Source organism: Brumimicrobium sp., assembly GCF_048268645.1.
Lineage (GTDB): Bacteria > Bacteroidota > Bacteroidia > Flavobacteriales_D > Crocinitomicaceae > Brumimicrobium > Brumimicrobium ulvae.
In genome coordinates, this window is record NZ_JBLWVE010000006.1 from 35,160 (window position 1) to 59,878 (window position 24,719).

The window sequence follows — 24,719 nt, forward strand, 5'->3', positions numbered from 1 at the left end:
GCATTGGTTCAGTAACAAGATTAAAATTTAAAATACTATCAGAATAAAAAAAGCCTCATGAGTTTCATGAGGCTTTTTATTTGAATTTTATATGAATTAATTAAGTATTGCTTTTATTCCTGGCAATTCAATCCCTTCTAGATATTCTAGCATAGCACCACCACCAGTTGAAACATAACTCACTCTTTCGGCTAAATTAAGTTGATTGATAGCAGAAACAGAATCACCACCACCAATTAAAGTAAATGCACCTGCATCTGTTGCGTTAACTAAAGCGTTGGCCACAGCTACTGTTCCATTTTTGAAATTCTCCATTTCGAAAACCCCCATTGGTCCATTCCATAATATTGTTCGTGAAGATTGAATTACCGTGTTGAATCGATCTATTGTTTCGGCACCAATATCAAGTCCCATCCATCCTTCTTCAATTTTAGAAATTTCACATGATTTCGCAATTGCATCGTTCGCAAAACGATCTGCTACAATGGTATCAATAGGTAGGTGAATTTGAACATCTTTTTCTTTAGCTAAAGAAAGAACTTCAAGTGCAGTTTGTAAATAGTCGTCCTCAACAAGTGAATCTCCAACTTGTCCGCCTTGAGCCTTAACGAAGGTATAAGCCATTCCACCTCCAATGATTATTTGATCAACAGTGTCTATTAGTTTTTCAATAATTGAAATTTTAGAACTTACTTTTGCACCTCCAATAATTGCTGTAGTTGGTGCTTGAGGAGATTTTAGAAGTGCATCAATATTTTTAATTTCCTTTTCTAATAAAAGACCAAAATATTTGTTTTCTGGAAAAAACTCAGCAATGATGGCTGTGCTTGCATGCTCTCTATGCGCTGTTCCAAAAGCATCATTGATGTATATATCTCCATGTTGAGAAAGCTTTTTTGCAAACTCGGGATTCCCGTCTTTTTCTTCTGAGTAGAATCGTAAATTTTCTAATAAAACCACCTTTCCAGAAGATAGGTTTTTGGTAATTTCGAATGCTTTATCACTTATACAATCATCTATAAAAGTAACATCCGTACCGATTAATGACTCAAGACTTTTAACCACATGTTTTAAGGAGAATTTTTCCTCTGCTCCATTTTTTGGTCGACCAAGATGCGACATTAAAACAACGCTACCTCCTTTTTCAAGAATAAGTTTGATGGTTGGAATTGCAGCCTTGATTCTTGTATTGTCAGTCACTTCACCGTCTTTATTTAAAGGCACATTGAAGTCAACTCTAATCAGTGCTCTCTTGTTATCGAAGTTAATGTCTTGGATTGTTTTCATGATGAATAAAGTTTTATGCAAAAATAATACAATCTTTAACACATTTATACGTTATGTATTTTAATAGTGTGCTCAAGAAGCTAAAGAATAGACAAGCCCAACTTATTTAGTTGGTTAAATAAAAAATGCATATCTTTGGTCCCATATTTAATGTGATACACATTATATAAATTTAAATTATGCAAAATACAAATATCAGATTTGATCGTACAAGTAATATTGACTTCTACAAAACTCTACAAAAACGAGTGAGAAAACACTTTAAAGACACAAACACTTCAAAATATGGTAACGCATCCATGGTTATTAAAACAATAGTCATGCTTTCATTATACTTCGTTCCTTTTATTCTTATCCTAACAGTCGTAGATTCAGTTTGGCTAATGTTCTTAATGTGGTTCTTGATGACTTTAGGAATGTCCGGAATTGGAATGTCAATTATGCACGACGCCAACCACGGATCTTATTCTAAAAATAAGTTTGTCAATAACTTCATGGGAGATTTGATTTCCGTAGCTGGTGGAAGTGATTCAATGTGGAGAATACAACACAATGTTTTACACCATACTTATACAAATGTAACAGGAATGGACGAGGATATTGATCCTGGATCAGTATTGAGATTTAGTCCGCATGAAGAAAGAAAATCTTATCACAAATACCAACATTATTATGCATGGTTCCTTTATGGAATGATGACCATTATGTGGATTACTGTGAAAGACTTCAAACAAGCTATTCGTTATAAAAAGTTAGGACTTACAAAAACAGAAGGCGCTAGTTTTTCTAGAATTTTATCGAAAATTGTAGTCCATAAATTTCTTTATTACATTGTGTTCTTAGTGCTTCCGCTTATTTTTGCTCCGGTTGCTTGGTACTGGGTTTTATTAGGATTTATTTCGATGCACTTCTTTACAGGAGTAATTCTAGGATTGATTTTCCAATCAGCGCATGTTGTTCCTACTTCAAATTATCCAATGCCGGATGAAACTGGTAATATTAAAGCAGATTGGGCTGTAAGTCAGTTAGTAAACACCTGTAACTTTGCACCAAATAGTAAATTATTGTCTTGGTATGTTGGTGGTTTGAACTTCCAGGTTGAACACCATTTATTCCCAAATATCTGTCACGTTCATTACAAAAAGATCTCTAAAATTGTACGTGAAACTGCCGAAGAATTTAATTTACCTTACAACTCAGAGAAGTCTTTTGGTTCTGCAATTAAAAGTCATGCAATGATGTTGAAAAAATTAGGTAGACAAGACCAATTGTAGTTTATGAATGTTGAAGATTTTAGAGAATATTGTCTTCAAAAGCAACATGTCGAAGAGTCTTTTCCCTTCGATGAAACAACATTAGTATTTAAGCTCAACAACAAAATTTTTGCGTTGTTGAGCTTAAATGATTTAAAGAACTCATGTAACCTCAAATGTGACCCCGAAAAAGCCTTAGAATTGAGGGCTTCATATCAAGGAATTGTACCAGGATATCATATGAATAAAAAGCATTGGAATACTGTATCCTTGAATAGCGATGTGGCTGATCAATTGATTTATGATTTAATTGACCATTCCTACGGGTTAATATTTAAATCATTTTCCAAAAAAGTTCAAAAAGAATTATTAGATGAGTGTACGAATAGATAAGTTTATTTGGTTTACTCGCTTATGTAAAACACGTTCAATAGCGACAGAACAAGTAAAAAAAGGAAAAGTAAAGCTAAATGGTGAAGGCATAAAACCAGCCCGTGAAGTTAAGGTCGGTGATGAAATAGGGATTGTAAAACATACTTCAGTTTTTACTTACAAGATAAAATCTCTACTCAACAATAGGGTAGGAGCTAAACTTGTAGAGGATTATATCATTGATGTAACTCCACTTGAGGAAATTGAAAAATATAAGACATATCAGGCGGCTCAAAGCGCATACCGAGGCCACGGAACAGGAAAACCTACCAAAAAAGAAAGACGAGCACTAGAGTCTTTTAAACAATGGAAAAATGAGGATTTATAATCCTTTTCTTACTAAAAAAATATTTGTTGCTAAAGTGCGCCAATACAATCAGTAATTTTTTAAAAAATGCTAATATGTCCAGATATTGTTATACTTGTTGAACAAATTAACTTTTGAATTGTCTATATTTGCAGATAATTAATTTAAATAAAAATGGAAAATTTCATCGATACACCAATAAATCAAACAGCATCAAAAACTCAGGTTAAAGAATTTTTTACTGCTGTGTATACTTATATGTTTATGGCGCTTGTCGTTTCAGGTGTTGTTTCTTGGTATTTAGCAAGCTCAGGGTTGTTTATGGAATGGTTTATTACTGCAGAAGGTGCAGTTAGTCCATTGTTTTATGTAGTGGCTTTCTCTCCTTTGGCACTTGTGTTTTTGATTCAAGCAAAATATCAAAGCTTTTCACTCGGTGCATTAGTCGGACTATTTGTTCTGTATTCCTCGTTGATAGGAGCGAGTTTAGCCTCTATCTTTTTTGTTTATAGTATGGGTGATATTGCCATTACTTTCTTTGTTACTGCAGGGGCTTTCGGAGCAATGGCTATTTTAGGGTACACCACTTCAGTTGACTTATCTAAAATGGGAAGTCTGTTGTATATGGCTTTTATTGGAATATTCATTGCTGCAATCGTTAACATGTTTATCGGTAGCGATTGGCTGGCTTATGTGATTTCAATTGTTGGAGTGTTTGTATTTACAGGACTTACTGCTTGGGAAATGCAACGTTTAAAAGCAATAGCAAATGACGCTTCCGTTAGCTCAGAAAATAAACAGAAAATGAGTTTAATGGGTGGATTGACATTATACATTTTGTTCATTAACTTGTTTATGTCCTTACTTCACCTTCTAGGTGGAAGAGATTAATAAAAGATATCTTTTAGTTCAGAGCCCTTCAGAGGATGTTATGCTTCGGCAAACCGACTTTGTAGGGCTTTGTTTTGTTTGAGGGGTTCCTATGTACTTGAAAAGAGCGCTACTTTGTGAGAAAAGCATATTAAAAATATAGTAAGCGTGCTAAGAATAGGGTTTATAGCGGATCAAGACCAATAGTTGGGGATTAAGCACAAATACTTGTCAATCTGAGTTAGGATTACTCAACGTTTTAAATATATAAGTGGTTAAATCCATCACTCGCTTGTTCAATAAGTGAGGAATGAATCCCTCCCCAACTTTTGAGACTGATCCCTTATAGTTCGGTCACTAATATTTATAAATTCGTTAGTGTTTCCATCACGATGCGCGTGGCGCCACGTTTACTTTCTATAAAATCCTTTACTGTTTTGTTGATGCCTACTTTGTTTTTAAAGAAAGTATAAGCTTCGAAAAACGATTTGTTCTCGTCACAACTTTTTGCTATTCCAGCATCTATAAATTCTTGCGCTTCAGGAAATTTTTTATGAATAGGACCAAAAATTACTGGAGAACCAAAAGCTGCAGGTTCCAAGATATTATGTAGTCCTGTACCAAAACCACCTCCAACATATGCCAATTGACCATATCTATAAGCGTCAGCTAAAACACCAATACAATCTAAAATAAGCACTTGGGTGTGTCTTTGCAATTCCTCACCGTTTTGTATGTTAGTGTACAACTGATAATTAACCTTTAAACGATCTTCAATTTGATGAATATGACCACGGTCAACTTCGTGAGGAGCAATGATTACCTTTGAGTTGATTTTAAAATCATTGATGTAGGGAATCACAATTTCTTCATCATCAGGCCAAGAACTTCCCATAACAAAAATCGACTCGTCTTTTGCCCAAGGTGCAATTATTGGGTTTTCTTTCTCTTCCTCCACACGTTGCGCTACACGGTCATACCTTGTGTCTCCCGATACAGTTACTTCGTTGACGCCAATAGTAGCCAACAGTTCTTTACTCAATTCATGCTGAACGAAAATATGGTCAAACATGAACAATGCTTTTCTAAACATACCTCCGTACCATTTGAAAAAACGATGATTTTTACGAAATGAAGCACTCACAGAGTAAAGTTTTACTTTATTTTTCTTTGCAATTTTTAAGTAGTTGATCCAGATTTCATACTTAATAAAGAAAGCGGCTTTGGGGTTAAAATGTGCGATGAACTTCTCTGCATTTCTTTTTGTATCAAGTGGAAGATAGCAAGTGTAATCACCAACAGATTTATTTTTCATGTTTTCATAACCTGATGGACTAAAGAACGTGACCAATATTAGATCGTTTGGGTGTTCACTTTTCCAAGCTTCCATGATCGGTTTTCCTTGTTCGTATTCGCCTAATGAGGCACAATGAAACCAAACTACTTGTTCATTTTGAAAAGAGGGTATATTTTCCCAAAAATGTTTTCGGCCATTGACCCATTTTTTTGCCTTTGGATGGAATAATGCACCGATGCGCATCAGTATACCATAAATAAATATTCCAAAGTTATAAAGCATCAGGTTCTAGTTGAAGTAAAATTCTTTAGGTTGTCTTTTATAAATTGGAATTAACCAACCTACTCTAAATCCAAATAGATGTTCAATTCTTAGGTCTTTATCCACCTTTTCATTGGGGTGATCCCAAAATAGTTCCCTTTGATTTCTAGTGAATCCTTGTTGAAAATAAACACCGGCATAGAAGTTTAAAATCCCTCTATCCGCCATGTAGTTATAACCTAAGAATTGCGAGGTATTCACACCGATGGTTAGACGATCGTAGCCCTTTAAATATTCACCTTGGAGCTGAGGGACTTCATCTTCTTGTGTTTCTATTCTAAGTTTGTGCCATAGATATCCAGCACTTACTTTTATCATCAATCCTGAATTTGGATTTGGGTTGAATACAGGTAGAATTTTGCCAACGGATAAGTTTACATTAAATCCTCTGTTGAAAAACAATACGATTGCTGGGGTTCCTGATGTGTTCATAATATGGTCATTCGCATCGCGGAGGTTCTGAAGTAAACCGTCAATTTTGACATCATTCCCAAAAAAGAAGTTTCCGTCTACACCATAAATCCAATTGCGTTTGGTTTTGTATCCAGCATGCGAACCTAAAGCATTGGTGAGTCCGTATCGGTCGGCTAAGTCGCCACCTGTCCAGTTTAAGCCATACTGAACTCCTACATACGGTGTTCCAATAGCTTTTGTTGCGTCTCTTTGTGCAAGGCTTGTAAAAACAATAAATACACAAAAAATAAAAGTGATGCCTTTGACGCGAAATAATTTATTTTTCTCCATTTTGAAAATATATTGAACAAATTTAAAAAGAACAATGGAAATCATTTGACTTTACATGTTTTCTTTACCCTTACATTTAGTAAAGTGACTATTTTATGAAGCTAACACTGCCCACCCTGTGTTTATTTCCACTTTGTCCGTAAATCATTAATGTGTTTGTAGAGTTGAATGAAGTAGAAAGTCTGGGGACAAAAAGTACTTTGGTTTCTGCCCTTCCGAGCGTTTTTTTGCGAAATATCTCCCCGTCCTTTAAATCTATTGAAACATGTGCTATAGTGTTTTTTGATTTACTAAATTGTGAAGTCATTGGTACCTCACCATATTTATTGTAAAAACCACCTTCACTATAATTTTGACTATTGTCATTAAAGAATAAATGCAGTTTTTCTGAATCAAAATAGGAGGCTGTAGATAAATAATAACCTCCGTCGTTGATCGACCGTTGAATCTTAGGTACAACTTTATTCCAAACGAGTTGACCATTTTGACCAATTTTCGACACAATGATATCACTACTCCAGTAGTAGGTATCTATAACATTTGTCGCTCCAGGAACATCCGTACCTCCATAACGGTATTCGAGAGCATTATACTCTGAAGAAATAAGATATCCGTCATTAAGTACTTGAATGTCGAATATATTGAACTTACTGTATTCTACTTCTGTCCTGAATTGATTCGAAAAAGAATTATTTTTCAGTGCTTGAGGCGAACGTATATCTTTCGAAAATGGAGTGAAAAACTCCTTTATTATTTCTCCTCTTTTATTTACCACTGCCACATAAGTTCCTTCGATATATCCATCAATAAATGATGTGTAAAGCGCGCTAATATGTAGTTTGTCGTTTTTTTCTAACACTTGAACATCTGTAAAATACTTGCCTTTTTCATTGAGCTTTGTTAAGTTTAATGTGTTGTTATTAATGTGAGAAATTGAAATATTTTCAAAAAACCTATCCTCGTTTTGCCAATTATTCCCAGGCGGATTTTCTACATAATGACCAGTAATTAGTATTTGTTGCTTTTCATTGAATACAAAATACTCTAGAGGTTCGTATTGCTGTGATGCAAAGGGGAAGAAAAACTCATTTTCAATGAGGATAGAGAAATCTTCTTTCAAGATAACATACTTTATTGTTGTAAAATCTTTGGGTTTCGTAAGTGGAATATAAATGATTGCTGCATAACTAGCGTCTACACTGCTGACCATTGATATTCTCGACAGATCCATAACTTTTGGTAAGGAATTAAAGCTGGAAATTGCAAAGCCATGATTTGTTTTTCCACTTGTTTGTGGATTGATTATATGATAGAAGAGATTAGGCGACTGATCAAGAAATGAAGCCCGATAAGACAATCCTAATACTTTATTACCGATGTAGGTGAAGTTAAATAAATTCGATTTTTCGCCATTTCCATAAAATTTTATAGGTTTCGCTTTTGGAATGGAGTAATCAGTAATTAAATCGAAAGTGTATTTTGAATTGTTTTTTGAAAACATCTGAAAAAAGGAAGTCTTTCTTTGGACACATAGTAAATCACCTGATTTGGTTTTTTCCAAACTTTGAATTGTGTTGCTCGACTTATTTCGATCACCAAAAAAAACGGAGATGTCATTGTAGTCAAATAATACCTGTGAGGTAACATTGAACTGAAACCCTATCAGTGTGCAGATGATATAAAGGTATCTTATTTCTTTATGCATATTAAACTCCTCGACTAATTGGTTTGTATTGAATAACGAATATACGATTATCAAGTGAGAGCTTTGGTATATTGCATAAAAAAAGCGCTCAATAATTTGAGCGCTTCCATATTTATGCTGTTCCGTTTAATCTATACTCCTGTATAGTTTTGAGGAGTAATGGCTTTTAATTCATTTTTAATGGCTTCACTAACGTCAAGAGTTTCAACAAAAGAATGAACGGTTTCTTTAGTTACTTTTTCGTTTTTTCTTGTCAAACCTTTTAGCGCCTCATAAGGTTTTGGAAAGCCTTCTCTTCTTAAGATTGTTTGAATTGCCTCCGCGACTACAGCCCAGTTGTTTTCTAAATCTGTATCTAGGGCCTCATTGTTAAGTAAAAGTTTACCAAGTCCAACTTGTGTTGATTTAAATCCAATCAAAGTGTGGCTCAAAGGAACCCCTACATTTCTTAAAACAGTAGAATCAGTTAAATCACGCTGAAGTCTTGAAATAGGAAGTTTACCTGCTAAGTGCTCTAAAATTGCAGAAGAGATTCCAAGGTTTCCTTCAGAATTTTCAAAATCTATTGGATTCACTTTATGCGGCATAGCGCTAGAACCGATTTCTCCTTCTTTTAATTTTTGTTTGAAATAATCCATTGAAATATAGGTCCACATGTCACGGTTTAAATCAATCAAAATACTATTGATGCGTTTCATAGCATCAAAAAGAGCTGCTAAATTATCGTAATGTTCAATTTGAGTGGTGGTTTGACTTCTTGATAATCCAAGATGTTCACGAACAAAATTGTTGGCAAAACTAACCCAATCATTTTCAGGGAATGCTACGTGATGCGCATTTAAATTTCCCGTTGCTCCTCCAAACTTTGCAGAATAAGGAATGGACTTTAGCTGGTTTAATTGGATGGAAAGACGCTCATGAAAAACCCAAATTTCTTTACCAAGTCGTGTTGGCGAAGCGGGTTGACCATGTGTTTTGGCAAGCATTGGAATTTTTGACCAATCTTCTGAATATTTTTTTAGAATAGACATTACCTTTTCCAACTCTGGAATGTAAACAGTTTCAACCGCCTCTTTCATGGATAACGGGACAGCAGTGTTATTGATGTCTTGAGAAGTTAGACCGAAATGAACAAACTCTAAATATTTTGAAAGCCCTAGTCCTTCTAGTTTTTCTTTTACAAAATACTCCACTGCTTTAACGTCATGATTTGTCGTTTTCTCAGTAGTTTTAATGGTGTTTGCATCTGCTTCTGTAAAGTTTTTATAGACTTCTCGGAGATCTTCAAATTTGTTTTTTGGGAAATCGGATAAAGGACCAACTCCGGTGTTAACCATTGCGATTAAATATTCGATCTCAACTAAAACGCGGTATTTTATTAACCCAAATTCAGAGAAATAAGGAGCCAACTCTTCCACTTTACGACGGTATCTTCCATCAATTGGGGTTATTGCGGTAAGCGTATTCAAATCCATTGTTGTGTTTTTAAGGTAAAATATAAAAATGCAAAGATACTAAATAAGTAGGAATTGTTTCTTATAAAATAATATGCATTTGTTTATAGGTTTTAAGGTAGTTGTTCTCATTGTATATTCTACTCCCGCATAAGGTTCATTGAGTTATGGAATGGTCTAAATCACTTTGATTAAATGGGCTTTAGTTATTATCTAATTCTAATTCTTTTCAGGTTTAATTGTTTAAATTCTACACTTTCTTAATTTTGATGAATAATCTCGAACTGCATGAACTTCTTTAAACATTTTGCATTAGGCCTCCGCAGCTATTGGAAAGCAATTGCTTTTATAAGAACGCACAAATTGTACTGGTACCTGCCTATTCCCGCAGTATTAATGTTGTTGATTTATTATGTGGGTAGTCTGTTTGCTACATGGCAAGCAGGCTGGTCTGATGAGCAAGGTTGTTTGGAATGTACCAACATGAATGAAACCATTTGGTTTTTATTGAAAATGTTATTAAGCATTAGCATTGGACTCATCTTGATGAAATTCGCTAAATATATTGTTGTGGTTATTCTTTCGCCGATGCTTTCTATAATTTCCCAAGTAGTAGAAAAAAAACTAACATCTAATGAATATCCATTCAGCTTGCAGCAAACTTTACATGATGTAAAAAGAGGTTTGCGCATTGCTATGCGAAATATAATGTGGGAATATGTCTTCTTTTTATTGATCCTTGTGGTTTCTGCAGTGGGTTGGGATGAAGTTCATAAATCACCGTTTTTTTACCTAACATTCGCTATTGGTTTCTTTTACTACGGATTTAGTTTTATTGATTACGTAAATGAACGCCGTCGCTTGGATATTGATCAGAGTATTCATTTTATTCGAAATCACAGAGGCCTAGCCGTTGCCATTGGTAGTATTTATTCTGTTTTTATTTTGGTGCCTGTAGATTTAGGGAAGATGGTCGATTTTACTGGGTTTTTAGAACACCCTTTTGAAACGTTAGGGACTGTTTCTTTTCAATTTTTATTATGGATGTTGGCTTCTGTTGCTCCTATACTTACCATTGTTGCCGCTACCATTGCTATGGACGATTTAGTTGATTTAAGTAAAAATATTTATGCAGATAATAAAGATTTTGAATTGAAAGGTTATAAATCAGATATTGAACAATCAATGTAGAGAAACATTTGTATTCTTTTTAGCCTCTATTGATACATTTTTTTATCTTTGGTATAAAATTTATAGTTAAATTGTACATTTGTTCATCATTAAATGTGCTCTTTATGAGGAGTTACACTTAACTTAAGATTATTTATGAAACTATTTACTTACCTTATTACAGCAATATTAATTTCTACCTCAGCAAGTTTTGGCGCTGTTAGAAGTTTACCTCCTTTGCCTACTGATTCCAGCTCTTCGATTATCGATCGTACAGCTGCTCTTTACCTCATTGAGGAAGGAAAGAAATTCTACCTTGAAGGAAAGTCACGCGATGCTTTACGAAAATTTAGAGAAGCCTATGTGAGGGATAAATATAGCTATAGAGCAGCTTACTGGATTGGTGAAGCGCATTATTCTATGGATAATTATGGTTATGCATTGAAATATGCTAAAATCGCTGAATCATTAAGTCAAGCTACTGATGGAGATGTGTTCTTTCTGATTGGAAAGGCCTACCATAGACAAAATTATCTTGATAGCGCTAGAATGAATTATGGTTTAGCTGATATCCAACTATCAAATGCAAAGAAAAAAGCATATAACCTCCAACAATTCTTAACTGAAATTGAATATGCACAGTCTGTTGCTGATCAAGAGTTAAAATATGAAAGGGTGTTAATGGGCTCAAATGTAAATTCAGGATATGATGATTATAGTGCTGTAATCACAGGAGGTGGAAATGAAATGTTCTTTGTTTCTCGTCGTCCAGATACGAAAGGTGGAAATATTAACCCAGAGGACCAAAGGTATTTTGAAGATATTTACTATACTCGTTGGGACGAAGAGAATAATGAATGGACAAGAGCATCAAATGATGTGGAACGTTTAAATTCTGAAGGCTTTGATGCAATAAGCCATATTTCTGAAGATGGTACAGTCGCCTACTTAACGGTAAATACCTCTGTTGTTGATGTAAAAAAACCAACAAGAAGCTCTGATATCTGTATTTCAGAAAGAACAAAGGAAGACAGGTGGTCAACACCAAGACCAATTAAGAATAAGACTATTAACACCTCTTATTTTGATGGAGCGCCAACTTTAACTGCTGATGGAAATACGATGTATTTTGTGAGTGATAGAGAAGGTGAAAGATTTAAATCTGATATTTATGTGGTTTACAAAGATGGAAATAAGTGGGGGGAAGCAGAAAAGTTACCAATGACAGTGAATACTATTGGTAATGAAACAACGCCATTTATTACACCTGATAATCGTTATTTATTCTTTTCATCTGATGGTAGAAAAGGAATGGGAGGGTATGATATTTACGTAACTGAAAATCTTGGTGATTCATGGTCAGAACCAAAAAACCTTGGACCGAATTTTAATACTGTGAACAATGATATTTTCTTTAAATATTACCCAGAACTAAAGAAAGGGATTTTGTCAACTTATAGGTTGCAAGGAAATAAAGCGAGTATGGACATCTTTGAAATTCTTTTAGAAGGATGGAAAATACCTTAGCCTATTATTTTAATACAAAAAAACCGTGGAGATTCTTCTTCACGGTTTTTTTGTATTCATTTTTCTAAAAATGACTTATTCAACGACTGTTAGTTTTGCAAACTTGAGAATTAAGGTTTTTTGTCCAACGCGTGGAAAGAAAACCGTTGCTTTTTGATCGCTTCCTTTTCCAACTAATGCAGTAACTTTTCCTTTACCAAAACGATCATGTTCAACATTGTAACCTACTTTTAATTCATCAGTTGTTCCACCACCACTTTTCGAAGGTGCAGAGCTGACCTGATTCATGGGTTTGAGTTTGCGTTTTGTACCACCGCCTATAGCTCCAAAACCTTTGCTTCTGTCATCAGCTGGTCGTTGATATCCACTTAAAGACCTCCCTCCTGAACGGCCTCGGGTTTCGTTTTCATGATTTACAAAAGATTTGTCTACTTCGTCGATAAAACGACTTGGCTCAGCTGTAACCAATTGTCCCCAACGGTATCTACTTACAACATAAGAAAGTGTACACGTTTTTTCAGCACGTGTTAAGGCTACGTAAAATAGTCTTCGCTCTTCTTCAAGTTCCGTTCTCGAAGTCAACGACAATTGAGAGGGAAAGAGATTCTCTTCGAGTCCTACAATAAATACATGTGGAAATTCAAGTCCCTTTGAGGCGTGAATGGTCATTAGGGTTATGGTGTTTTTGTCTTCTTCTTTTTCTTGATCTGCATCGGTTAGTAGTGCAACATCAATCAAAAAGTCACTTAAAGTTCCTTGTTCATCTTTTTCTTCTTGTTGAACGGAAAACTCTTTGATTCCGGCCAATAACTCCTGAATGTTTTCATAACGGGTCACTCCTTCCGGAGATTTATCGTCATAAAGGTCTTTTAATATTCCTGAAGATTGTGCTACATTATTGGCTAAATCATAGGCTGGCGCGCTATCCATTTGTACACCATAACTTTGAATCTTCGTAACGAATTGAGTGATTTTATTTTTCGCACCGGAACTTATTGAAACAGGATACCTATTAAAGTCTGAAATAACATCCCATAAAGAAACATCATATTGTCGAGCTGCAAGAATTACACTATCCATCGAGGTTTTTCCTATTCCTCTTTTTGGATAGTTGATGACTCTTTTTAAAGCTTCTTCGTCTTTTGGATTTGCTGCTAATCTAAAGTAGGCGATAAGGTCCTTGATTTCTTTTCTTTGGTAGAAAGAAAGCCCTCCATAGATTTTATAAGGAAGATTTAGTTTTCTTAACGACTCCTCAAATGATCTTGACTGTGCATTTGTACGGTAAAGTATTGCGAAGTCTTTGTAATCGGCACCTTCGTTTTGTTTAATGTCAAAAATACGGTTAGTGATCACCCTTCCTTCTTCGTTGTCGGTTAAACAACGTATAATGTTGATTTTACCACCTTCTGTATTTGAAGTCCAGACATCTTTTTGAATTTGATCTTTATTCCGTTTGATAATACTATTGGCTGCATTGACAATGTTACTTGTGCTTCTATAGTTTTGTTCCAGTTTAAACATCTTGAAATCTGGATAATCTTTTTTGAAGTTGAGTATATTTTCAATGTTTGCACCACGGAAAGAATAAATACTTTGTGCGTCATCACCTACGACACAGATGTTTTCATAGACAGCCGCTAGTTTTTTAACAATGAGGTATTGGGAGTAGTTGGTGTCTTGGTACTCATCGACCAAAATATATTTAAACTTTTGTTGATATAAATGAAGCACATCTGGATGGTCTCTCAATAGTACATTAGTTTGATAAAGTAAATCATCAAAGTCCATTGCACCTGCTTGAAAACACCTTTTTGCGTATTCCTTATATATTCTGAAAATTTCTGGTTTTTTAGCCATTCTGTCCTCTCCTACGATTTCTGCGTTAGCTTCGTAAGATGCTGGAGAAATTAAATTATTCTTTGCGCTAGAAATTCTTCCTTGAACAGCATTGGGTTTGTAGATTTTTTCATCGAGACCAAACTCTTTTACAATGGTTTTAATCAAACTTCTAGAATCTTGCGTGTCATAAATCGTGAAGTTAGAAGGATAACCAAGTTTGTCTGAATTATATCGAAGGATCCTTGCAAAAACAGAGTGAAATGTTCCCATTGTTATATTCATAGATTCATTCCCTCCAACAATAGAATTTATTCGTTCTTTCATTTCTTTTGCAGCCTTGTTGGTAAAGGTCAAAGAAAGGATGCTGAAAGAGTCTACCCCTTGGCGAAGTAGGTGGGCAATTCTATAAGTAAGTACCCTGGTTTTTCCAGAGCCTGCTCCAGCAATCACCATCATAGGCCCGTCAATGTGCTCAACAGCTTGGCGCTGACTTTCGTTTAATCCGTCTAAATAATCCATAAGAACAAAGATAAAAATAACCTCCGATGTTATAAGGAATAACTATTCTTATTTCTATTAGTGTTCTATTTTATGCTGTTTAGAAGTTATTGCTGGACAGAAGATAATTTTAAATACTTTGTTCATTACATATGTAAATAAATTTTATCTTTGTCATACTGTTTTATACAATCGTATTGTATGATAAAAAAACATTCTCTTCACAAATCTTTAGAGGTTAAAAGACGGTTTTACCAGACCTGATAAAAGCCTAAAAAAAAGCCGCTATTAAAAACAATCAACACTTGTTTGTTAAAAATCAGCAACTTTTATTCAATATCTATTGGTTTCTAAAATTAATTATTTATTTTTGCACCCCTTAAAGTCGTTTTGAGGAATTTATTTATTGTAAAAATTTAATGTAAAAATATGCCAACTATACAACAGTTAGTGCGCAAGGGAAGAACAGCGCCGGTGAGAAAAAGCAAGTCAGCAGCACTTGATTCTTGTCCGCAGCGTAAAGGAGTATGTGTACGTGTGTACACCACTACACCTAAGAAGCCAAACTCAGCTATGAGAAAGGTAGCCAGAGTACGTTTAACAAATGGTAAGGAAGTCAATGCTTACATCGGTGGGGAAGGTCACAACCTTCAGGAGCACTCGATGGTATTGGTTCGAGGAGGAAGAGTAAAAGACCTTCCGGGTGTTCGATATCATATCGTTCGTGGTGCAGAAGATACCGCGGGTGTTGAGGGTAGAACACAACGTCGTTCTAAGTATGGTACTAAAAGACCTAAAAAATAAAACGTAAGTCATGAGAAGAAAAAAGGCGAAAAAAATTGAGATTCTACCGGATCCAAAGTTTAATGACGTTCAAGTAACAAAGTTTGTTAACAACTTGATGCTTGATGGTAAGAAAAATACTGCTTTCAAAATCTTTTATGATGCAGTTGACATCGTAGAAAGCAAATTGGAAGACCAAAATGGTTTGGAAGTATTTAAAAAAGCAATCGAAAACATTACTCCTAGTGTGGAAGTAAGAAGTAGACGTGTTGGAGGGGCAACTTTCCAAATTCCTACTCCAGTTCGTGAAGGAAGAAAACAATCATTAGCAATGAAGTGGATGATTACTTTCTCTCGTAAGCGTAACGAAAAGACAATGGCTCAGCGTTTAGCTAATGAGTTTATTGCTGCTTCTAAAGAAGAGGGTGGTGCTTATAAGAAAAAAGAAGATACTTTAAGAATGGCTGAAGCAAATAAGGCATTCTCACATTTCAGATTCTAAGAAGTTATGGCAAAAAGAGATTTAAAATACACGAGAAACATTGGGATTATGGCCCACGTAGATGCTGGTAAAACAACAACTACTGAAAGGATTCTGTTTTATACAGGAATCAGCCATAAACTAGGAGAAACTCATGATGGTTCTGCCGTTATGGACTGGATGGAGCAAGAGCAAGAAAGAGGAATTACGATTACTTCTGCTGCTACAACTGCTACATGGAATTACCTAGATAAAGATTATAAGATTAACATCATTGATACACCAGGTCACGTTGACTTTACTGTTGAGGTAGAGCGTTCATTACGTGTTTTGGATGGTGCTGTTGCATTGTTCTGTGCAGCGTCAGGTGTTGAGCCACAATCGGAAACGGTGTGGAGACAAGCTGATAAATATGGTGTTCCAAGAATTGGTTTCGTAAATAAAATGGACCGTGCAGGTGCAGATTTTTTAGGGACTATTGCACAAATTAAGGAGAGACTTGGAGGAAATCCAGTTCCACTTCAATTGCCAATCGGTGTTGAAGATACTTTCATTGGTGTGGTTGACTTAATTGAGAATAAGGCAATTGTTTGGAATGAGGAAGATTTCGGAATGACATACGAAGAAATCGATATTCCAGAGGATATGGCTGACCAAGTTGTTGAGTACAGAAATAATCTTATCGAGGCTGTTGCTGAATCAGACGATGCTTTAATGGAAAAGTTCTTTGAGGATCCAGATTCTATTTCACATGATGAGATGATGGAGGCGATTAGAAAATCTACTGTGAATATGGAGATTACTCCAATCATGTGTGGGTCTTCTTTCAAAAACAAAGGAGTTCAAACAATGCTTAACGCTGTTATGGCATTTTTACCATCTCCATTAGATGTTTCTGCTATTGAAGGAACGAATCCAGATACTGGTGAAACAGAAACAAGAAAGCCTTCATTAGATGAGCCAACAGCTGCATTAGCATTTAAAATTGCGACAGACCCATTCGTAGGTCGTTTATGTTTCGTTAGAGCTTACTCAGGTAAGATTGAGGCAGGTTCTTATGTATACAACACACGTACGAATAAGAAAGAACGTATTTCACGTTTATTCCAAATGCACTCAAGCAAGCAAAATGCTATTGATGTATTAGAATGTGGAGATATTGGAGCAGCAGTAGGATTTAAAGACATCCGTACAGGTGATACTTTGTGTGATGAAAAACACCCAATTGTATTGGAGTCTATGTCTTTCCCTGAGCCTGTAATTGGTATCGCTATTGAGCCAAAAACAAAGGCTGATGTGGATAAACTTTCTGTTGGATTAAATAAATTATCTGAAGAGGATCCAACGTTCCAGATTACATCAAATGATGACTCAGGTCAAACCGTTATCTCTGGAATGGGAGAGTTACACCTTGAGGTACTTATTGAGCGTTTAAAGCGTGAATTTAAAGTTGAAGTAAACGAAGGTGAACCACAAGTTTCTTACAAAGAACAAATTTCAACTCCAGTTGAACATAGGGAGACCTATAAAAAACAATCTGGTGGACGTGGTAAATTCGCAGACATCGTTGTTAAGATTAGTCCGCAAGAAGACGAAGAGAAAACAGGTTTAGAATTCATTAACAGCATTAAAGGTGGTAACGTTCCTCGTGAATACATTCCATCTGTTCAAAAAGGTTTTGAAACTGCTATGAAAAATGGAGTTTTAGCTGGTTATCCTATGGATTCACTAAAAGTTGAGTTGGTTGATGGATCTTTCCACGCAGTCGATTCAGATTCACTATCGTTTGAGGTAGCTGCAAAAATGGCTTACCGTCATGCAATTCCTAAAACAAGCCCGCAATTACTTGAGCCAATCATGAAGCTTGAGGTTGTTACTCCAGAAGAGAACATGGGGGATGTTGTAGCGGATTTAAATAGAAGACGTGGTCAAATGCAAGGTATGGATGATCGTTCAGGAGCAAAAGTTGTTAAAGCGACTGTTCCACTTTCAGAAATGTTTGGATATGTAACTACATTGAGAACATTATCATCTGGTCGTGCAACTTCAACTATGGAGTTCTCACACTACGATGTATGTCCAAAGAACATTGCAGACGAGGTTATCGCTAAAGTAAAAGGAAATGTTACCGCTTAATTTATAAGTAATGAGTCAGAAAATTAGAATAAAATTAAAGTCATACGATTACAACTTAGTTGACAAGTCAGCAGAGAAAATCGTTAAAACAGTTAAAACTACAGGTGCTGTAGTAAGTGGTCCAATTCCGCTTCCAACACACAAGAGAATTTACACTGTATTAAGATCACCACACGTTAACAAAAAAGCGCGTGAGCAGTTTGAACTATGTTCTTACAAGAGATTGTTAGATATTTATAGTTCGTCTTCAAAGACTGTAGATGCTCTAATGCGTTTAGAGTTACCAAGTGGTGTGGACGTAGAAATCAAAGTTTAATTATAATAAAGGAAGAATGCCAGGAATTATTGGAAGAAAAATCGGTATGACTAGTGTCTACAGTGTCGAGGGTAAGGCAACGCCATGCACAGTGATAGAAGCTGGTCCTTGTGTAGTAACACAAGTTAAGACAAGTGATAGAGATGGTTACGATGCTATCCAGCTAGGATTCGGAGAACGTAAAGAAAAGAACACTCCGAATGCTTTGCTAGGTCACTTTAAAAAAGTAAAAACAACGCCAAAATCAAACTTAGTAGAGTTTGATGGTTTTGAGCAAGAGCTTAAAGCAGGAGAAGTTGTTGATGCTTCACTTTTTGCAGAAGGAGATTTTGTAAATATCTCTGGAATATCAAAAGGTAAAGGTTTCCAAGGTGTTGTTAAACGCCACGGATTTGGAGGTTCAGAAACAACCCATGGTCAACAGAGCATGAGAAGAGCTCCAGGTTCTATCGGTGCTGCCTCTACACCAGGTCGTGTTTTCAAAGGAAAGAAAATGGCTGGTCAAACAGGTAACAAAAGAGTAACTATCGAAAACCTAAAGGTTTTGAAAGTACTTGCCGATAAAAACATTTTAGTAGTTAAAGGTTCCATCCCAGGAGCTAAAGGTTCAACTGTAATAATTGAGAAGTAATGGAAGCAAAAGTATTAGATACAAAAGGTAAAGCTACTTCAGATAAGGTAACATTGTCTGACTCAATTTACGGAATTGAGCCAAATGATCACGCAATTTATTTAGATGTTAAACAATACTTGGCTAATCAACGTCAAGGTACGCATAAGTCTAAAGAAAGAGCTGACATCACTGGAAGTACTAGAAAAATTAAAAAACAAAAAGGAACAGGTACAGCGCGTGCTGGTTCTATTAAAAGTCCAATCTTTAGAGGAGGAGGTCGTGCGTTTGGACCACGTCCAAGAAACTACCGTTTTGACCTTAACATTAAGTTGAAAAGAGTAGCTCGACGTTCAGCTCTTTCTTTAAAAGCAAAAGAAGAAGGAATTCTTGTCCTTGATGGATTGAAGTTTGACACACCAAAAACAAAAGAGTTTTTATCAATTTTGACTGCGTTGAAATTGGATAGCGAGAAAGCTTTGTTTATTGTTGGAAATAACAATGACAATGCATACAAATCAGCGAAGAACATTAAGAATGTTAAGGTTGTTTCAGCTGATTCTCTTAACACTTATGATGTGTTGAATGCTAAGAAAATTGTAATTGCAAAAGATGCAGTTGAAGTAATTGAAAAGATTTTAAACTAATTGGTGATGAACACAATTATTAAAAAACCACTTATTACAGAAAAGGCAACAATCGATAGTGAAATGAATAACAGATTCACTTTCGTAGTTGACCATAGAGCGAATAAGATAGAAATTAAAAAAGCCGTCGAGAACATGTATGGCGTATCAGTTGAATCTGTACGTACAATGAATTATGGCGGTGGAAAACCCTCTGTTAAGTTTACTAACAAAGGTATCGTTGAGGAACGTAGCAAGCGCTTTAAAAAAGCAATAGTTACTGTTGCCGAAGGAGAAACGATTGATCTGTTTACTAATGTTTAATTAATTAAAAGAAATGAGTCTTAAAAAATTCAAGCCTACAACTCCAGGGCAAAGACACAAACTCATCAGTGATTACTCTGAGATCACAACGTCTAAGCCAGAGAAGTCGCTTGTTTCTTCTAGAAAGAAATCAGGTGGACGTAACAACTCTGGTCGTATGACAATGCGATATGTAGGAGGTGGTCACAAGCAGAAGTACCGTGTTATCGACTTCAAAAGAGATAAAGCGGATATTCCTGCGACTGTAAAGACGATTGAGTACGATCCAAATCGTACAGCTAATATTGCTTTACTTTTCTACAAAGATGGTGAGAAGCGCTATATTATTGCGCCAGAAGGTCTAAATGTTGGTGACGAAGTCATCTCTGGAAAAAATGCAACTCCAAAAGTTGGAAATGCAATGTACATCGCAGATATTCCTTTAGGAACTACTGTACATAATGTTGAAATGACACCAGGAAAAGGTGGAGTTATCGCTCGTGGAGCTGGAACTTCAGCTCAACTGATTGCCCGTGAAGGTAAATATGGTATTTTTAAAATGCCATCTGGTGAGGTGCGTATGATCTTAACAACGTGTCTAGCTTCAATCGGTGCTGTTTCTAACCATAACCATAGTTTATCAGTATCTGGTAAAGCTGGACGTACAAGATGGTTAGGACGTCGCCCTCGTGTGAGAGGTGTAGTAATGAACCCTGTCGATCACCCTATGGGTGGTGGTGAAGGGCGTCATTCAGGTGGTCACCCACGTTCGCGTAATGGTATTCCTGCAAAAGGGTACAAAACGCGTACACCAAAGAAATATTCAGATAAGTTTATCATCGAGAAAAGAAAGAAATAGGATATGAGTAGGTCATTAAAGAAACCACCATTTGTTCACTATAAGTTAGTGCAAAGAGTGGAAGCAGCACAGTCCTCAAAATCTAAGAGTGTAATTAAAACATGGTCTCGTGCCTCTACAATTACTCCTGATTTTGTTGGATTCACAATAGCAGTTCACAACGGAAATAAATTTATTCCTGTTTATGTGACTGAGAATATGGTAGGGCATAAATTTGGAGAATTCGCACCAACGCGTAACTTCAGAGGACATGCAGGTAATAAAAAAGATAAAAGAAGATAATTTAAACTTCGTATCATGGGTGCTAGAAAAAGATTAAAAGCCGAACAAAGAAAGGAAGAGAACAAGTCGATTGCATTTGCATCGCTTAAGAACTCTCCTATCGCTCCGAGAAAAATGAGATTAGTTGCTGATCTTATTCGTGGAGTTGAAGTAAATAAGGCGCTAAACATATTGCAACATAATCCAAAGGAAGCTTCGAAAAGCCTTTCAACACTTTTGCGTTCTGCAATTGCAAACTGGGAGGTAAAAAACGAAGACAAGAGCTTGGAGGATGAAGAGTTAATTGTGAAAACTATTGAAGTTTCACAAGCCGGAATGTTGAAGAGAATTCAACCAAGGGCTCAAGGTAGAGCGGCGAGAATTAGAAAACGATCCAACCACGTACGTATTGTTGTGGACGGAGTTAAAAATTAGAAAATGGGACAAAAAACTAATCCAATAGGAAATAGATTAGGTTACATCCACGGTTGGGATTCTAACTGGTATGGAGGGTCTGACTATGCGGATAAAATTGTTGAGGATGATAAGATTAGAAAATATCTACACGCTCGTTTATCACGTGCTAGTATTTCTAAAGTAATCATCGAAAGAACACTAAAATTGGTTACTGTTACTATCAATACGTCACGTCCAGGGGTGATAATTGGTAAAGGTGGTCAAGAGGTTGACAAGCTTAAAGAAGAGCTTAAAAAATTGACGAATAAAGAAATCCAAATCAATATTTTTGAGATTAAACGTCCAGAATTGGATGCTCAATTGGTAGCGGATAATATTGCACGTCAAATTGAAGCACGTATTTCTTTTAGAAGAGCAATCAAAATGTCGGTTGCTTCTACGATGAGAATGGGTGCTGAAGGAATCAAAGTTAAAATATCAGGTCGTTTGAACGGGGCAGAGATGGCACGTGACGAAATGTACAAAGATGGTAGAACTCCATTGCATACATTTAGAGCTGATATTGACTATGCATTGGCAGAAGCTCACACAACTTACGGACGTATCGGTATCAAGGTATGGATCTGTAAAGGTGAGATTTTCGGAAAACGCGATCTTTCACCAAATATTGGGCTTGAGTCTCAAAAGAAAGGTGCTGGTCGTCGTGGCGGTGCTAAAAGAAAGAAAAAATAAGTTGAATTCTTAAAACGTACTGAAAGATGTTATCACCAAAGAAAACCAAATTTAGAAAAGCTCAAAAAGGAAGAAACACAGGTCTTGCTCAAAGAGGAAGCACTGTCGCTTTCGGATCTTTTGGACTTAAAACCTTGGAACCAGCTTGGATCACATCCAGACAAATTGAAGCTTCACGTATAGCCGTTACTAGATACATGAAGAGAGAAGGTAAAGTCTGGATTCGTATTTTCCCTGACAAACCTGTTACGTCTAAACCTGCAGAGGTACGTATGGGTAAAGGTAAAGGTGCTCCAAGTCACTGGGTTGCTGTTGTTAAACCAGGACGAATTTTATTCGAAGCAGATGGTGTTCCTTATGAAGTAGCTAAAGAAGCGCTTCGTTTGGCAGCTCAAAAGCTTCCTGTAAAATGTAAATTCGTTACACGTAACGATTATGTAATCCCAGGTAAATAAAAAAACAAATGAAACAAGAAGAAATCACTCAATTATCCCTAGAAGATCTTAAAGATCGTCTTGATAACTCAACAGAGCAATTGGAAAAACTAATCTTGACACACAAAGTGTCTCCTTTAGAAAATCCACTTCAAATTAAATCGTTGAGAAAGACAATCGCTAGATTGAATACGGAGTTGACTAAAAGAAACAGCCAAGCGTAAGCTGGCAATTTAGAAAATGCCTTGATATGGAAAATCAACATTTAAGAAAAGAAAGAACTGGTGTTGTAACTAGCGATGCGATGGATAAATCAATCGTTATTACAGTAGAAAGAAAAGTAAAACATCAGAAATATGGTAAATTCATAAAAAAATCTACTAAATTTGTGGCCCACGATGAAAAAAATGATTGTAACGTAGGAGATACTGTTACAATTCGTGAGTGCCGACCTTTGTCTAAGACAAAGAATTGGAGAGTAGTAGAAATTTTAGAAAGAGCTAAATAATCATTAAGAAATGATACAACAAGAATCAAGACTTGCAGTTGCCGACAATAGTGGAGCGAAAGAAGTATTGTGTATCCGAGTTCTCGGAGGTACAAAACGTCGTTACGCTTCTATTGGAGATAAAATAGTGGTTTCTGTCAAGAGCGCAATGCCCTCTGGTAACGTCAAAAAAGGACAAGTAGCCAAGGCTGTGGTAGTAAGAACGAAAAAAGAAATCCGTCGTCCTGACGGTTCTTATATTCGCTTCGATGATAATGCTGTGGTTCTCTTGAACCAAGCGGACGAAATGAGAGGAACTCGTATTTTTGGACCAGTAGCAAGGGAGCTGCGTGATAACAATTACATGAAAATTGTTTCATTAGCACCTGAAGTGCTTTAAAATCGTAACATCATGCAAAAGAAATTACACATTAAAGTAGGTGACACCGTTAAGATCATTAGCGGAGTACACCGAGGTCAAGAAGGAAAAGTTCTTTCAATAGACAGAAAAAAGGATCGTGCGATCGTGGAAGGAGCAAACGTTGTTAAACGTCATGCAAAGCCAGACGCAGCAAATCCTCAAGGTGGTATTGTGGAGAAAGAAGCGAGTCTGCACATTTCCAACCTCATGCTTGTAGTTAACGGAGAACCAACTAAAATTGGTCGTAAGTTAAACAAGGATGGAAAGCTAGTTCGATACGCTAAGAAATCAGGAGAAGAAATTAAGTAATGAGTTACATACCAAGACTTAGAAAACAGTACCAGGAGGAAGTAGTTCCTACTTTGCAAAAGCAATTCGGATTTAAATCTGTAATGCGTGTACCAAAAATTGAGAAAATTATTATCTCTCAAGGAATTGGAGAAGCAGTAGCAGACAAGAAAATTATCGATGGTGCTATCGAAGATATTACAGCAATTACAGGTCAAAAACCAATTGCTACAGTTTCAAAGAAAGACGTTTCTAACTTTAAGTTAAGAAAAGGAATGCCGATTGGAACTAAAGTAACTCTTCGTGGAGATAACATGTATGAATTTTTAGATCGATTGATCTCAATCGCTCTTCCTCGTACACGTGACTTTAAAGGAGTTCCTGCAAAGGGATTCGATGGACGTGGAAACTTTAATATGGGGGTAAAAGAACATATTATTTTTCCAGAAATCGACATAGATAAAGTAAATAAAATTTTAGGAATGGATATCACTTTCGTTACATCAACGGATAGTGATGAAGAAGCAAAGGCATTATTAGATGCTTTTAAGTTCCCATTCACAAAAAAACAATAGTATGGCTAAAGAATCAATGAAAGCGCGTGAGCGCAAAAGACAAGCCTTAGTTGAGAAGTATGCGGATAAGCGTAAAGCGCTTAAGGATGCTGGAGACTGGGAAGGACTTCAAAAATTGCCAAAAAACTCTGCGGCTGTGAGGTTACATAATCGTTGTAATTTAACAGGTCGTCCAAGAGGGTATATGAGACAATTTGGGCTTTCAAGGGTGACATTTAGAGAAATGGCACTTTCTGGTAAAATACCAGGAATTAAAAAAGCAAGTTGGTAATCTATAGTAAGT

At 36.0% G+C, this 24,719-nt stretch carries 30 protein-coding genes; 24 read left to right on the forward strand and 6 right to left on the reverse strand.

The features are described 5' to 3' along the window. Nucleotides 1-96: 96 nt before the first annotated feature. The gene (locus ACN0U3_RS06570) at nucleotides 97-1,287 is read right to left on the reverse strand and encodes a phosphoglycerate kinase (protein WP_417265596.1); all 1,191 of its coding nucleotides are present in this window, start codon (nucleotides 1,285-1,287) and stop codon (nucleotides 97-99) included. Between the two features lie 179 nt (nucleotides 1,288-1,466). Between ACN0U3_RS06570 and ACN0U3_RS06575 the strand changes: the two genes are divergently transcribed. The 4 genes from ACN0U3_RS06575 (at nucleotide 1,467) to ACN0U3_RS06590 (ending at nucleotide 4,170) form a co-directional block, all read left to right on the forward strand. Next, nucleotides 1,467-2,561, forward strand: coding sequence for a fatty acid desaturase family protein (locus ACN0U3_RS06575; RefSeq protein ID WP_417265597.1), 1,095 nt, complete (start codon nucleotides 1,467-1,469; stop codon nucleotides 2,559-2,561). Nucleotides 2,562-2,564: 3 nt separating this feature from the next. After that, nucleotides 2,565-2,933, forward strand: a complete 369-nt coding sequence (locus tag ACN0U3_RS06580; protein WP_417265598.1) for an MmcQ/YjbR family DNA-binding protein — start codon at nucleotides 2,565-2,567, stop codon at nucleotides 2,931-2,933. After that, complete coding sequence (locus ACN0U3_RS06585) at nucleotides 2,914-3,300, forward strand: RNA-binding S4 domain-containing protein (protein ID WP_299204390.1); 387 nt, start codon at nucleotides 2,914-2,916, stop codon at nucleotides 3,298-3,300. The genes ACN0U3_RS06580 and ACN0U3_RS06585 overlap by 20 nt, the downstream gene beginning before the upstream one ends. A gap of 153 nt (nucleotides 3,301-3,453) precedes the next feature. Continuing rightward, nucleotides 3,454-4,170, forward strand: a complete 717-nt coding sequence (locus ACN0U3_RS06590; RefSeq protein WP_417265599.1) for a Bax inhibitor-1 family protein — start codon at nucleotides 3,454-3,456, stop codon at nucleotides 4,168-4,170. Nucleotides 4,171-4,513: 343 nt separating this feature from the next. Here the strand turns inward: ACN0U3_RS06590 and ACN0U3_RS06595 are convergent, their stop codons facing one another. The 4 genes from ACN0U3_RS06595 to purB all read right to left on the reverse strand — a co-directional run bounded on the left by ACN0U3_RS06595 (nucleotide 4,514) and on the right by purB (nucleotide 9,691). Further along, a complete protein-coding gene (locus tag ACN0U3_RS06595; RefSeq protein ID WP_417265600.1) occupies nucleotides 4,514-5,728 on the reverse strand; it encodes a 3-deoxy-D-manno-octulosonic acid transferase in 1,215 nt (404 codons plus the stop codon). A gap of 6 nt (nucleotides 5,729-5,734) precedes the next feature. Then, the gene (locus tag ACN0U3_RS06600; RefSeq protein WP_417265601.1) at nucleotides 5,735-6,511 is read right to left on the reverse strand and encodes a hypothetical protein; all 777 of its coding nucleotides are present in this window, start codon (nucleotides 6,509-6,511) and stop codon (nucleotides 5,735-5,737) included. Between the two features lie 88 nt (nucleotides 6,512-6,599). Continuing rightward, complete coding sequence (locus tag ACN0U3_RS06605) at nucleotides 6,600-8,216, reverse strand: hypothetical protein (protein ID WP_417265602.1); 1,617 nt, start codon at nucleotides 8,214-8,216, stop codon at nucleotides 6,600-6,602. Nucleotides 8,217-8,347: 131 nt separating this feature from the next. Continuing rightward, on the reverse strand, nucleotides 8,348-9,691 hold the full coding sequence (purB, locus tag ACN0U3_RS06610) for an adenylosuccinate lyase (protein ID WP_299204377.1): 1,344 nt from the start codon (nucleotides 9,689-9,691) through the stop codon (nucleotides 8,348-8,350). 267 nt (nucleotides 9,692-9,958) lie between these two features. Here purB and ACN0U3_RS06615 point away from each other — a divergent pair, with 267 nt between their 5' ends. Next, nucleotides 9,959-10,861: an EI24 domain-containing protein gene (locus ACN0U3_RS06615; RefSeq protein ID WP_417265603.1), complete on the forward strand. Its 903-nt coding sequence runs from the start codon at nucleotides 9,959-9,961 to the stop codon at nucleotides 10,859-10,861. A gap of 135 nt (nucleotides 10,862-10,996) precedes the next feature. Further along, complete coding sequence (locus tag ACN0U3_RS06620) at nucleotides 10,997-12,367, forward strand: hypothetical protein (RefSeq protein WP_417265604.1); 1,371 nt, start codon at nucleotides 10,997-10,999, stop codon at nucleotides 12,365-12,367. 75 nt (nucleotides 12,368-12,442) lie between these two features. Here the strand turns inward: ACN0U3_RS06620 and ACN0U3_RS06625 are convergent, their stop codons facing one another. Continuing rightward, the gene (locus tag ACN0U3_RS06625; protein ID WP_417265605.1) at nucleotides 12,443-14,728 is read right to left on the reverse strand and encodes an ATP-dependent helicase; all 2,286 of its coding nucleotides are present in this window, start codon (nucleotides 14,726-14,728) and stop codon (nucleotides 12,443-12,445) included. A gap of 408 nt (nucleotides 14,729-15,136) precedes the next feature. Here ACN0U3_RS06625 and rpsL point away from each other — a divergent pair, with 408 nt between their 5' ends. From rpsL to rpsN, 18 genes are read left to right on the forward strand one after another with little or no spacing between them, the layout of a single operon-like run. Continuing rightward, nucleotides 15,137-15,511, forward strand: coding sequence for a 30S ribosomal protein S12 (gene rpsL / locus ACN0U3_RS06630; protein ID WP_109359118.1), 375 nt, complete (start codon nucleotides 15,137-15,139; stop codon nucleotides 15,509-15,511). 10 nt (nucleotides 15,512-15,521) lie between these two features. Next, nucleotides 15,522-15,992 (forward strand): 30S ribosomal protein S7, encoded by a 471-nt coding sequence (gene rpsG, locus ACN0U3_RS06635; RefSeq protein ID WP_299204359.1) that lies wholly within the window; start codon nucleotides 15,522-15,524, stop codon nucleotides 15,990-15,992. Between the two features lie 6 nt (nucleotides 15,993-15,998). Then, nucleotides 15,999-18,107 carry an elongation factor G gene (fusA, locus tag ACN0U3_RS06640; protein ID WP_417265606.1) on the forward strand — a complete coding sequence of 703 codons (2,109 nt, stop codon included), beginning with the start codon at nucleotides 15,999-16,001 and terminating at the stop codon, nucleotides 18,105-18,107. 10 nt (nucleotides 18,108-18,117) lie between these two features. Beyond that, a complete protein-coding gene (rpsJ, locus tag ACN0U3_RS06645; RefSeq protein WP_101334194.1) occupies nucleotides 18,118-18,423 on the forward strand; it encodes a 30S ribosomal protein S10 in 306 nt (101 codons plus the stop codon). A 16-nt stretch (nucleotides 18,424-18,439) separates the two neighbouring features. Then, nucleotides 18,440-19,054: a 50S ribosomal protein L3 gene (gene rplC / locus ACN0U3_RS06650; RefSeq protein WP_417265607.1), complete on the forward strand. Its 615-nt coding sequence runs from the start codon at nucleotides 18,440-18,442 to the stop codon at nucleotides 19,052-19,054. Continuing rightward, nucleotides 19,054-19,680, forward strand: coding sequence for a 50S ribosomal protein L4 (rplD, locus tag ACN0U3_RS06655; protein ID WP_299204342.1), 627 nt, complete (start codon nucleotides 19,054-19,056; stop codon nucleotides 19,678-19,680). The genes rplC and rplD overlap by 1 nt, the downstream gene beginning before the upstream one ends. A 6-nt stretch (nucleotides 19,681-19,686) precedes the next feature. After that, the gene (rplW, locus tag ACN0U3_RS06660) at nucleotides 19,687-19,983 is read left to right on the forward strand and encodes a 50S ribosomal protein L23 (RefSeq protein WP_299204339.1); all 297 of its coding nucleotides are present in this window, start codon (nucleotides 19,687-19,689) and stop codon (nucleotides 19,981-19,983) included. A 13-nt stretch (nucleotides 19,984-19,996) separates the two neighbouring features. Further along, a complete protein-coding gene (gene rplB / locus ACN0U3_RS06665) occupies nucleotides 19,997-20,821 on the forward strand; it encodes a 50S ribosomal protein L2 (protein WP_299204336.1) in 825 nt (274 codons plus the stop codon). 3 nt (nucleotides 20,822-20,824) lie between these two features. Next, nucleotides 20,825-21,103 carry a 30S ribosomal protein S19 gene (gene rpsS, locus ACN0U3_RS06670; protein ID WP_417265608.1) on the forward strand — a complete coding sequence of 93 codons (279 nt, stop codon included), beginning with the start codon at nucleotides 20,825-20,827 and terminating at the stop codon, nucleotides 21,101-21,103. A gap of 15 nt (nucleotides 21,104-21,118) precedes the next feature. Beyond that, on the forward strand, nucleotides 21,119-21,517 hold the full coding sequence (gene rplV, locus ACN0U3_RS06675) for a 50S ribosomal protein L22 (protein ID WP_299204330.1): 399 nt from the start codon (nucleotides 21,119-21,121) through the stop codon (nucleotides 21,515-21,517). Nucleotides 21,518-21,520: 3 nt separating this feature from the next. Continuing rightward, on the forward strand, nucleotides 21,521-22,231 hold the full coding sequence (gene rpsC, locus ACN0U3_RS06680) for a 30S ribosomal protein S3 (RefSeq protein WP_299204327.1): 711 nt from the start codon (nucleotides 21,521-21,523) through the stop codon (nucleotides 22,229-22,231). Between the two features lie 26 nt (nucleotides 22,232-22,257). Further along, on the forward strand, nucleotides 22,258-22,686 hold the full coding sequence (gene rplP, locus ACN0U3_RS06685; RefSeq protein ID WP_299204324.1) for a 50S ribosomal protein L16: 429 nt from the start codon (nucleotides 22,258-22,260) through the stop codon (nucleotides 22,684-22,686). 8 nt (nucleotides 22,687-22,694) lie between these two features. Then, a complete protein-coding gene (rpmC, locus tag ACN0U3_RS06690) occupies nucleotides 22,695-22,889 on the forward strand; it encodes a 50S ribosomal protein L29 (protein WP_299204322.1) in 195 nt (64 codons plus the stop codon). 26 nt (nucleotides 22,890-22,915) lie between these two features. Then, nucleotides 22,916-23,173, forward strand: a complete 258-nt coding sequence (gene rpsQ / locus ACN0U3_RS06695) for a 30S ribosomal protein S17 (RefSeq protein WP_299204319.1) — start codon at nucleotides 22,916-22,918, stop codon at nucleotides 23,171-23,173. 10 nt (nucleotides 23,174-23,183) lie between these two features. Then, complete coding sequence (gene rplN, locus ACN0U3_RS06700; RefSeq protein ID WP_299204316.1) at nucleotides 23,184-23,552, forward strand: 50S ribosomal protein L14; 369 nt, start codon at nucleotides 23,184-23,186, stop codon at nucleotides 23,550-23,552. A gap of 12 nt (nucleotides 23,553-23,564) precedes the next feature. Continuing rightward, nucleotides 23,565-23,882 (forward strand): 50S ribosomal protein L24, encoded by a 318-nt coding sequence (gene rplX / locus ACN0U3_RS06705; protein ID WP_299204314.1) that lies wholly within the window; start codon nucleotides 23,565-23,567, stop codon nucleotides 23,880-23,882. Beyond that, the gene (rplE, locus tag ACN0U3_RS06710) at nucleotides 23,882-24,436 is read left to right on the forward strand and encodes a 50S ribosomal protein L5 (RefSeq protein ID WP_417265609.1); all 555 of its coding nucleotides are present in this window, start codon (nucleotides 23,882-23,884) and stop codon (nucleotides 24,434-24,436) included. Before rplX ends, rplE begins: the two co-directional genes overlap by 1 nt. A gap of 1 nt (nucleotide 24,437) precedes the next feature. Next, on the forward strand, nucleotides 24,438-24,707 hold the full coding sequence (rpsN, locus tag ACN0U3_RS06715) for a 30S ribosomal protein S14 (protein ID WP_299204308.1): 270 nt from the start codon (nucleotides 24,438-24,440) through the stop codon (nucleotides 24,705-24,707). Nucleotides 24,708-24,719: the final 12 nt, after the last annotated feature.

Coding starts and splice junctions, on each gene's coding strand:
- ACN0U3_RS06570 (WP_417265596.1), bottom strand. CDS start 1,287: ATGAAAACAATCCAAGACATTAACTTCGATAACAAGAGAGCACTGATT.
- ACN0U3_RS06575 (WP_417265597.1), top strand. CDS start 1,467: ATGCAAAATACAAATATCAGATTTGATCGTACAAGTAATATTGACTTC.
- ACN0U3_RS06580 (WP_417265598.1), top strand. CDS start 2,565: ATGAATGTTGAAGATTTTAGAGAATATTGTCTTCAAAAGCAACATGTC.
- ACN0U3_RS06585 (WP_299204390.1), top strand. CDS start 2,914: ATGAGTGTACGAATAGATAAGTTTATTTGGTTTACTCGCTTATGTAAA.
- ACN0U3_RS06590 (WP_417265599.1), top strand. CDS start 3,454: ATGGAAAATTTCATCGATACACCAATAAATCAAACAGCATCAAAAACT.
- ACN0U3_RS06595 (WP_417265600.1), bottom strand. CDS start 5,728: ATGCTTTATAACTTTGGAATATTTATTTATGGTATACTGATGCGCATC.
- ACN0U3_RS06600 (WP_417265601.1), bottom strand. CDS start 6,511: ATGGAGAAAAATAAATTATTTCGCGTCAAAGGCATCACTTTTATTTTT.
- ACN0U3_RS06605 (WP_417265602.1), bottom strand. CDS start 8,216: ATGCATAAAGAAATAAGATACCTTTATATCATCTGCACACTGATAGGG.
- purB (WP_299204377.1), bottom strand. CDS start 9,691: ATGGATTTGAATACGCTTACCGCAATAACCCCAATTGATGGAAGATAC.
- ACN0U3_RS06615 (WP_417265603.1), top strand. CDS start 9,959: ATGAACTTCTTTAAACATTTTGCATTAGGCCTCCGCAGCTATTGGAAA.
- ACN0U3_RS06620 (WP_417265604.1), top strand. CDS start 10,997: ATGAAACTATTTACTTACCTTATTACAGCAATATTAATTTCTACCTCA.
- ACN0U3_RS06625 (WP_417265605.1), bottom strand. CDS start 14,728: ATGGATTATTTAGACGGATTAAACGAAAGTCAGCGCCAAGCTGTTGAG.
- rpsL (WP_109359118.1), top strand. CDS start 15,137: ATGCCAACTATACAACAGTTAGTGCGCAAGGGAAGAACAGCGCCGGTG.
- rpsG (WP_299204359.1), top strand. CDS start 15,522: ATGAGAAGAAAAAAGGCGAAAAAAATTGAGATTCTACCGGATCCAAAG.
- fusA (WP_417265606.1), top strand. CDS start 15,999: ATGGCAAAAAGAGATTTAAAATACACGAGAAACATTGGGATTATGGCC.
- rpsJ (WP_101334194.1), top strand. CDS start 18,118: ATGAGTCAGAAAATTAGAATAAAATTAAAGTCATACGATTACAACTTA.
- rplC (WP_417265607.1), top strand. CDS start 18,440: ATGCCAGGAATTATTGGAAGAAAAATCGGTATGACTAGTGTCTACAGT.
- rplD (WP_299204342.1), top strand. CDS start 19,054: ATGGAAGCAAAAGTATTAGATACAAAAGGTAAAGCTACTTCAGATAAG.
- rplW (WP_299204339.1), top strand. CDS start 19,687: ATGAACACAATTATTAAAAAACCACTTATTACAGAAAAGGCAACAATC.
- rplB (WP_299204336.1), top strand. CDS start 19,997: ATGAGTCTTAAAAAATTCAAGCCTACAACTCCAGGGCAAAGACACAAA.
- rpsS (WP_417265608.1), top strand. CDS start 20,825: ATGAGTAGGTCATTAAAGAAACCACCATTTGTTCACTATAAGTTAGTG.
- rplV (WP_299204330.1), top strand. CDS start 21,119: ATGGGTGCTAGAAAAAGATTAAAAGCCGAACAAAGAAAGGAAGAGAAC.
- rpsC (WP_299204327.1), top strand. CDS start 21,521: ATGGGACAAAAAACTAATCCAATAGGAAATAGATTAGGTTACATCCAC.
- rplP (WP_299204324.1), top strand. CDS start 22,258: ATGTTATCACCAAAGAAAACCAAATTTAGAAAAGCTCAAAAAGGAAGA.
- rpmC (WP_299204322.1), top strand. CDS start 22,695: ATGAAACAAGAAGAAATCACTCAATTATCCCTAGAAGATCTTAAAGAT.
- rpsQ (WP_299204319.1), top strand. CDS start 22,916: ATGGAAAATCAACATTTAAGAAAAGAAAGAACTGGTGTTGTAACTAGC.
- rplN (WP_299204316.1), top strand. CDS start 23,184: ATGATACAACAAGAATCAAGACTTGCAGTTGCCGACAATAGTGGAGCG.
- rplX (WP_299204314.1), top strand. CDS start 23,565: ATGCAAAAGAAATTACACATTAAAGTAGGTGACACCGTTAAGATCATT.
- rplE (WP_417265609.1), top strand. CDS start 23,882: ATGAGTTACATACCAAGACTTAGAAAACAGTACCAGGAGGAAGTAGTT.
- rpsN (WP_299204308.1), top strand. CDS start 24,438: ATGGCTAAAGAATCAATGAAAGCGCGTGAGCGCAAAAGACAAGCCTTA.